The organism is Methylobacterium sp. CCH5-D2 (assembly GCF_001556475.1).
GTDB lineage: Bacteria > Pseudomonadota > Alphaproteobacteria > Rhizobiales > Beijerinckiaceae > Methylobacterium > Methylobacterium hispanicum.
Genome location: NZ_LSIX01000225.1, coordinates 1 through 7,019, shown reverse-complemented (window position 1 = coordinate 7,019; position 7,019 = coordinate 1). Strand labels below are relative to the sequence as shown.

Sequence of the window (7,019 nt, the reverse complement as noted above, 5' to 3'; positions counted from 1 at the left end):
CCTCGGCGCCGGCCACCACCGCGCGCGAGGTCGGACCCGCCGCGGGCAGCACGGAGCAGCCGGCCAGGAAGCCGGAGGATCCGGCCAGGAGGCCGGCCGTCAGCGCGGCGAGCGCTGCTTTACGCACCATTACACACTCCCATCCGGGTCTCCGGCCGCCGGCCGGTCGTCGGTCTGGCATAGGATCGTTGCTCACACATGGCTGAAACGCATTTGGCCGAGATCGCTTTAACGGAGCGTTCAGGCACGCAGCGCTGGCCGCCATCGTGCGGGTGGGCATCGGCCCGCAATACGTCACGAGAGTGGCACGGTCACGCTTGCGCGGGGCTCGTCCCGGCCGGAGGTGTCATATCCGCGTGAAGCGTGGCGCGCAGGCGACGGCCGAGCGCGTCCGCGGTCCGGTCGATCCGCCGCGGCGCGCAAGCCGGCCCGCCGAACCGGAACAGGGCGTAGTCGGTGCTCGTCTCACCGAAGCCGGGGCGGCAGGTCGGCAGGGAGGGCGCGTGGTCGCCGAACACGCAGAGCGTGGCCCGCTCCCCGCCCAAGCCGGCCACCAGCTCCTCGATCATCCGGCCCGTGTTGGCGACATGGTGGAGGTACTGGGCCAGCGGGTCGTCCACCCCCGGCAACCGCCCTGGCTTCCAGGGGCCGTGATTTTCCATCGTCACGCTGAACAGGAAGAGCGGGCCGCGCCGCGCCCGCACCTCCGCGAGGATGCGCCGGCCGAGTGCCACGTCGCCCACATACGGACCGGTGCGGGGCGCCTCGGCGAAGTCCTCGCCCATCACGAGGCGGCGGAAGCCGAAGCGCTCCATCACGCGCGCCCGCTGGAAGAAGTTGCGGTGGAACGGGTGGACGAAGAGCGTCTCGTAGCCGTTCGCCGCGGCCCGCCGGGGCAGGCTCGCCGGCTCGTCGCCGCCGTTGGCGAGGTAGGGATCGTAGACGCCGAAGCCGAGCGCATCCGGTGCGGCGCCGGTGAGCACGGCGTGCTCGCTGCGCATCGTGTAGGCGCCGTGCGCCGGAACGCGCAAGCGGCCGTACTCGGCGGCGCGGCTCCGGATCAGGTCCATGGCGGGAAGCCGCGGGCCGCCGAGGCGCTCCGGATCGATGAAGGATTCGAGCTGGATGACGACCACCACCGGATCGCCCGGTGCCGTCGGCTCGGCGGGCACCGCGGCGGGAGCCGCCTCGGTGCGGCGGCGCAGCGCGTAGGCCATGAGCGTCGCCGGCAGGCCGACGCGGGCGATGTCCGCCTCGAGATCCGGCCGCGGGAAGCGCCGGGCGAGAGCTTGCGCGAGCGGCCCCCGCGTCGCCGCGGCGGCGAGCCCCAGCAGGGCGAGCGGCAGCGCCACGATCGCGGCGAGGCTCCGCCCCGGCCCGGCGGGCAGCAGGCTCGGCTCGAGCCAGTACCAGAGCGCGATGCCCGCGAGCGCGATGAGGAACGGGCCGGCGACGCGCGGGCTCGTCACCGGCGGGATGTAGTAGAGCTGCGGGTGGCGCGGCACCTGCGGCAGCAGGGCGAAGTCGCTGAAGACCAGCGGCTCGCCGATCACCGCGCGCTTGGCCCGGCTGATCAGAACCAGCGCCGCCACGGTGGTCACGGTGCTGCTGGCGGCGAGCCAGGGCCGCCAGGAGAAGCAGAACCAGAACACGGTGAGCAGCGCGTAGGCGCCGAGCCGCAGGGCGAGGTCGCCGGGTCGCCGACCGAGGGGCGCCCGCGCGGCGCCGCCCCATGCCTCGATCGTCGCGGCGAGCGCGAGCGCGCAGGCCAGGGGCGCGAGGAAGCCTGCGAGGACGCTCACGCGTCCGGTCCTTGTCCGTTGCCGAGTCCTTGGCGGATGCCGCGGCGCGCGCGCAGGCGCCGGACGATCGGGTTGAAGAGGCCGTAGCGCGCCCGCATGCTCAGGTGCGCGAGGCGGCCCAGCGCGAGCGCGCTCCTGGGCGCCGTCTGGCGCGCGGCGCTGAGCCGGTCGAGGAGCTGCTCCGGCTCGCAGGGCTTCATCGCCACCGGGTCGAGATAGCGCGGGTAGAGGATGAGCGCCCCGGCGACGAGTTCGTCCAGCGCGAGGCGCCGGCCGCGGTCGGCCCCCGGCGCCAGATCCTCGCAGAGGCCCCAGCCCGAGTAGAACGGCCGGCCGTGGGTTGCGACGGTCAGCCCCCGGATCAGCGCCTCGAAGCCGGCGAGCGAGGTCATGGTCTCGACGTGCTGCACCCGGTCGAGCAGGTCCACGATGCTGATGCCGGCGACGACGCGGTCGGCGAGCGCCAGCGCCTCCGCCTCCGGGATCGCGCCGGGCCGGAAGCCGGCCTCGACGTCGGGATGCGGCTTGTAGAGCAGGAAGGCGTCGGGGTTGCGCGCGCGGGCCGCGGCCAGCAGGGCCCGGTTCGAGCGCACGGTCGGCGAGCCGTACTGTACCGAGGCGTCGTCCTCGACCTGCCCCGGCACCAGCACGACCCGGCGGCCGGTCGGCCAGTCGGCCGTGCCGGCGTCCAGCCCGACATTGTACTTGCTGAGGCGGCGCGCCACGACCGCCTCGCGCAGGCGCCGGGCCCGCGCGACGAGCGGCGCGGGAAAGGCCGCCCCCTTCAGGATCAGCGCGAGCCGGCTGTCCCGGCGCGGGTCGTAGTAGATGCCGGCGTCGTCCACCACGATGGAGGCGCCCGGCCGCAGGCTCGCGCCGAGCCCGACCGAGCGCAGGAAGCCGTCCTCGATCCGGGCGAGCGGCAGGCCGGCCTCGGCGCAGGCCGCCTCCAGGGCCTCCGGTGCCCGGGTGGCCCAGGCCCGCACCCGCGCCCCGTGGCGCCGCCCGGCCGCGACCGCGTCGGCCACCGTCATGGTGTGGACCGGCGGCCCCGCCGGGCCGGCGGCGAAGACGTCGAGCGCCGGGCGCTTCCACTTCGAGATGCCGACATAGACCACCCGCCGGTCGTTCTCGGCGAAGCGCGCGGCGAGCCACGCGACCTTCTCGGCGCAGTCCTCGGACGAGACCGGCCGGCGCGTCCAGGGATCGAAATGATGCACGCGCGCACCGTCCGGACCGTGGATGCGCAGCGAGGCGAGGCCCGTCGCCGGCGTGTCGTAGGGGCTGAGGAGCGGGCCGGGCTCGACGACGAGCGTGTGCCGTCCGAGGGCCGCGGCCAGCCGGGCGGAGAGCGCGTCCCCCCGCCACACGGCCGCGCGCGCGCCGGACCGGCCGAAGCGGACGCAGGCGCCGCCGGTCGCCGCCGCGATCTCGGCGCACAGGTGGCGGACCGTCGGTCCGATCGCGAAGAAGTCGGTCGATGCGGCTTCCATGTTCGCGGCGCTGTCTCCCCGGCCCGTCACGCGTCGCACCCGCGGGGCTGCCGCGGGGCTCGCCCGCCTGTAGCGCATTTTCGGGCGCGCGTGGCCGATCCTGTGCGTAACGTGGGCAGCGGGGACAAGTCCCGCCCGAACGCGGTCGCAGCGCGGGACGGCCGCAACCTCAGCGGGTGCGGACACATCGCCGCCGCGATTGCCCCATACCCCGGCTGAACCGGGGCGGTACCGCGCGTTGCGGCGCGGTCACAGCCCCCGGGATTCACAGGGATCGACCCCCGCAGCGGATTGCTGAGGACCGGGGTGTCGTGCAAGCCCATGATCGACTGCCGGAGACGTCCGCGGCTTCCGGCGCGGTGAAGGACAGAAGCGCCTCAGAATGCTGCAGCCTCGCCAGGACACCACAAGCGCCGACACCGCGATCCTCGGCTCCGCGACCGTCGGAACCGAGACCGCCACCCGGCTGCCGCCGCGGCCCGAGGTCCGGGCGGTCCCGCTCGATCCGATGGTCCGCGAGGGCGCCGACCGCGACCGTCCGGCCACCTTCCTGTTCCTGCAGGGCATCGCCTCGCCCTTCTTCTCCGATCTCGGCCGTGCGCTGCGGGCGCGGGGCCACGGCGTGCGGCGGATCAACTTCTGCTCGGGCGACTGGCTGTTCTGGGGCGGCGGCTCCGACCATTACCGCGGGCCTCGCACCGGCTGGGAAGCCTATCTGGACGCCTACGTGGCCGAGCACGGCGTCACCGACATCGTGCTGTTCGGCGATTGCCGCCCCTTCCACGTGGTCGCCCGCGAAGTGGCGGCGCGGGAGGGGCTGCGCGTCCACGTCTTCGAGGAAGGCTATGTCCGGCCGAACTGGATCACCTGCGAACTCGGCGGCGTGAACGGCTACTCCTCGCTGCCCCGCACGTCCGAGGCGGTCCGCGCGCTCGCCCGCCGCCTGCCGCAGCCGGCCCGCGCCCTGCCGTCGTCCGGCGACATGGCGCGCCGCAGCCTGTGGGACGTGAGCTACAACCTCGCCAACGTGCTGTTCCCCTATCTCTACCCGCGCTTCCGCAGCCACCGGCCCACGCATATCGCGATGGAATATGCGGGCTGGATCAAGAAGTTCGCCCGCCGCGGCCGGACCCGGCGCGAGGCCGCCCACTGCGACGAGATCTACCGCGCGGTCGGGTGCGACTACTTCCTGCTGCCGCTCCAGCTCGACAGCGACTACCAGATCCGCGTGCACTCCCCCTTCCTCGGGGTCGAGGGCTTCATGGACCGGGTGATCAAGTCCTTCGCCGAGACCTCGAAGGCGCCGACCCGCCTCCTCGTGAAGCTGCACCCGCTCGACAGCGGCCTGATGAACTGGCGCCGCTTCGCCCGCGCCTCGGCCCGGCGCCACGGGGTCAGCGAACGGCTCGACTTCATCGACGGCGGCGACCTGCCGGCCCTGATCGCGGGCGCGCGGGGCGTGGTGATCGTGAACTCCACGGTCGGCATGCTGTCGCTGGAGATGGGCCGCCCGACCCACGCGGTCGGCACCGCGATCTACAACATGGCGGGCCTGACCCATCAGGGCGACCTCGACAGCTTCTGGACCGAGCCGACGGCGCCCGACATGGATCTGGTCGCCGACTTCCGCCGCGTCGTCCTCAACCGGACCCAGGTGAACGGCGGCTTCTTCTCGCAGGAGGCGATCGCCCGCGCGGTCGCCGGCTCGGTGCCGCGCATGGAATCGGCCATGCCCGACGCGACCCTCGCCGCCGCCCGCGCCATCCGCGAGCGGGCGGAGGAGGACGGGCGCCTCGCCCCCGTCTACTGAAGTCCCGGTTTCGAAAGGTCGAGACCTTTCGCGGGTGCAGGGCAGAGCCCTGCATTTGATCTCCCCGTCCCGGCTCTGCCGGGTCGGAGAGACCAATCCCGGGGCTGCGCGCCCCGGCCCCCCGCCAAAGGACGCAGTCCTTTGGGATCCCTGACTTGGCTGCAAGCTTGATCCGGCGGACCGCCGCGGGGTAGCACCGCGCCCATGCCCTGCATCCTGATCACCGGCGCGTCGAGCGGCATCGGCGCGGCGCTCGCCCGGCACTATGCCGGCCCGGGCACCACCCTCGTCCTCGTCGCCCGCGACCCGGCGCGCCTCGACGCGGTCGCGCAGGATTGCCGCGCCCGTGGCGCCGCGGTCGAGACCGAGTGCCTCGACGTGCGCGACCGACCCGCGGTGCGCGCTTTCCTGGAGGCGGCGCACGCGCGCCACCCGCTCGACCTCGCGGTCGTCAACGCGGCGATCAACGGCGGCCATCCGACCGGCGATGTCGAGACCGAAGAGGTCGCCTTCGAGACCGCCGACATCAATCTCGGCGGCGCCCTCAACGTGATGCTGCCCTGCCTCGGCCTGATGCTCGCCCGGGGCCGGGGGCAGATCGCCCTGATGTCCTCGCTCGCGGCCTTCGCGCCGCTGCCCGACGCGCCCGCCTACAGCGGCGCCAAGGCGGCGCTGCTCGCCCACGGGCTGGCGCTGCGCGAGAAGGTCCGGGCCCGCGGCGTGAAGATCAACGTGGTGACGCCGGGCTACGTGAAGACCCCGATGGGCGGCGACTACAAGGGCTGGCGCCCGCTGGAGATGAGCGCCGACCAGGCCGCCCGGCGCATCGCGAAGGGCCTGGAGCGCGACCGGGACATCGTCGCCTTCCCCATGCTGCTCGCGGTGCTGGCCCGCGGCGCGGGCCTCCTGCCCGAATCCCTGCGGCGCCTCGGCATGCACGGCTTCCGCTTCCAGATCCGGAAGCGGCGCTGATGGCGCGCGCCCGCATCGCGCTCTTCGTTCTGGAGGCGCTGCCGAACGCGCGCGCCGTGCGCCGGTTCGTGGCCGACCACGCGCTCGAGATCGCCTTCGTGGGGCTCTCGAACGCCGAGCGGCCGGCGGCGGGCGGCCTCGTGGGCCAGGTGCGGCGCCACCTCGCGCGCTCCGGGCCCGGGATCCTGCCGTATCTGGGCATCAATTTCGGGCTGCCCGACCTGCTGCGCCCGCTCGCACCCCTGACCCAGGCGCTCGGACGCAGCCAGGATCTCAGCGAGACCACGCCGCTCGCCGCGCTCTGCGCCCGCCACGGCGTGCCGGTGCTGACCGTCGACGACGTGAACGGGCCTGAGGTGGCCCAGGCCCTGCGCGAGCACGCGCCGGATCTGATCCTCACCTATCATTTCGACCAGATTCTCAGGCCCGAGACGATTGCGGCGGCCCGGCTCGGCGGGATCAACGCCCATCCGGGGCTGCTGCCGCGCCACCGCGGCCCGGTGCCGACGATCCACGCGCTCGCCGAGGGGCCCGACGCCTTCGGCATGACCCTGCACCGGCTCGCCCCGCAGATCGATGCGGGAGCGATCCTGGCGCAGGAGCGGTTCCGCCTCTCGCCCAACGTGACGGCGACGCGCGCCTCGGTGCAGCTGCACCAGCACGGCCTGCTGATGCTGCAGGCTTTGCTCGACCGGATCGCACGGGACGGTGAGATACCCGAGGGCGAGCACGTGCCGGTGCTGCCCTACTGCCCGTTCCCGAACCGGGCGATGCTGCGGGCGATGCGCGCCCGCGGCCAGAAACTGACGGATGCGCGGGATCTTGCCGAGGCACTGGCGCTGAACGCGCGGGGATAGAAACAGCCGCGCAATCGCCCTCCCCCCTCTGCGGGCAGGGCGATCGCATATGGCGGGGGTCGTCTCCTCGATCGCCACTGGAACC

At 73.8% G+C, this 7,019-nt stretch carries 5 protein-coding genes; 3 read left to right on the top strand and 2 right to left on the bottom strand.

All coding sequences use genetic code 11. The features are described 5' to 3' along the window. Positions 1-311 precede the first annotated feature (311 nt). Positions 312-1,802, bottom strand: coding sequence for an LTA synthase family protein (locus AX737_RS05860; RefSeq protein WP_066919772.1), 1,491 nt, complete (start codon positions 1,800-1,802; stop codon positions 312-314). Beyond that, a complete protein-coding gene (locus AX737_RS05855) occupies positions 1,799-3,295 on the bottom strand; it encodes a capsular biosynthesis protein (RefSeq protein ID WP_066919770.1) in 1,497 nt (498 codons plus the stop codon). Before AX737_RS05855 ends, AX737_RS05860 begins: the two co-directional genes overlap by 4 nt. 508 nt (positions 3,296-3,803) lie before the next feature. On the opposite strand from AX737_RS05855, the gene AX737_RS05850 reads away from it, so the two are divergent. From AX737_RS05850 to AX737_RS05840, 3 genes are all read left to right on the top strand, one after another. After that, on the top strand, positions 3,804-5,105 hold the full coding sequence (locus AX737_RS05850) for a capsular biosynthesis protein (protein WP_066919774.1): 1,302 nt from the start codon (positions 3,804-3,806) through the stop codon (positions 5,103-5,105). Between the two features lie 204 nt (positions 5,106-5,309). Next, positions 5,310-6,077 (top strand): SDR family NAD(P)-dependent oxidoreductase, encoded by a 768-nt coding sequence (locus AX737_RS05845; protein ID WP_066919768.1) that lies wholly within the window; start codon positions 5,310-5,312, stop codon positions 6,075-6,077. After that, complete coding sequence (locus AX737_RS05840; protein WP_066919766.1) at positions 6,077-6,934, top strand: formyltransferase family protein; 858 nt, start codon at positions 6,077-6,079, stop codon at positions 6,932-6,934. Before AX737_RS05845 ends, AX737_RS05840 begins: the two co-directional genes overlap by 1 nt. Positions 6,935-7,019: the final 85 nt, after the last annotated feature.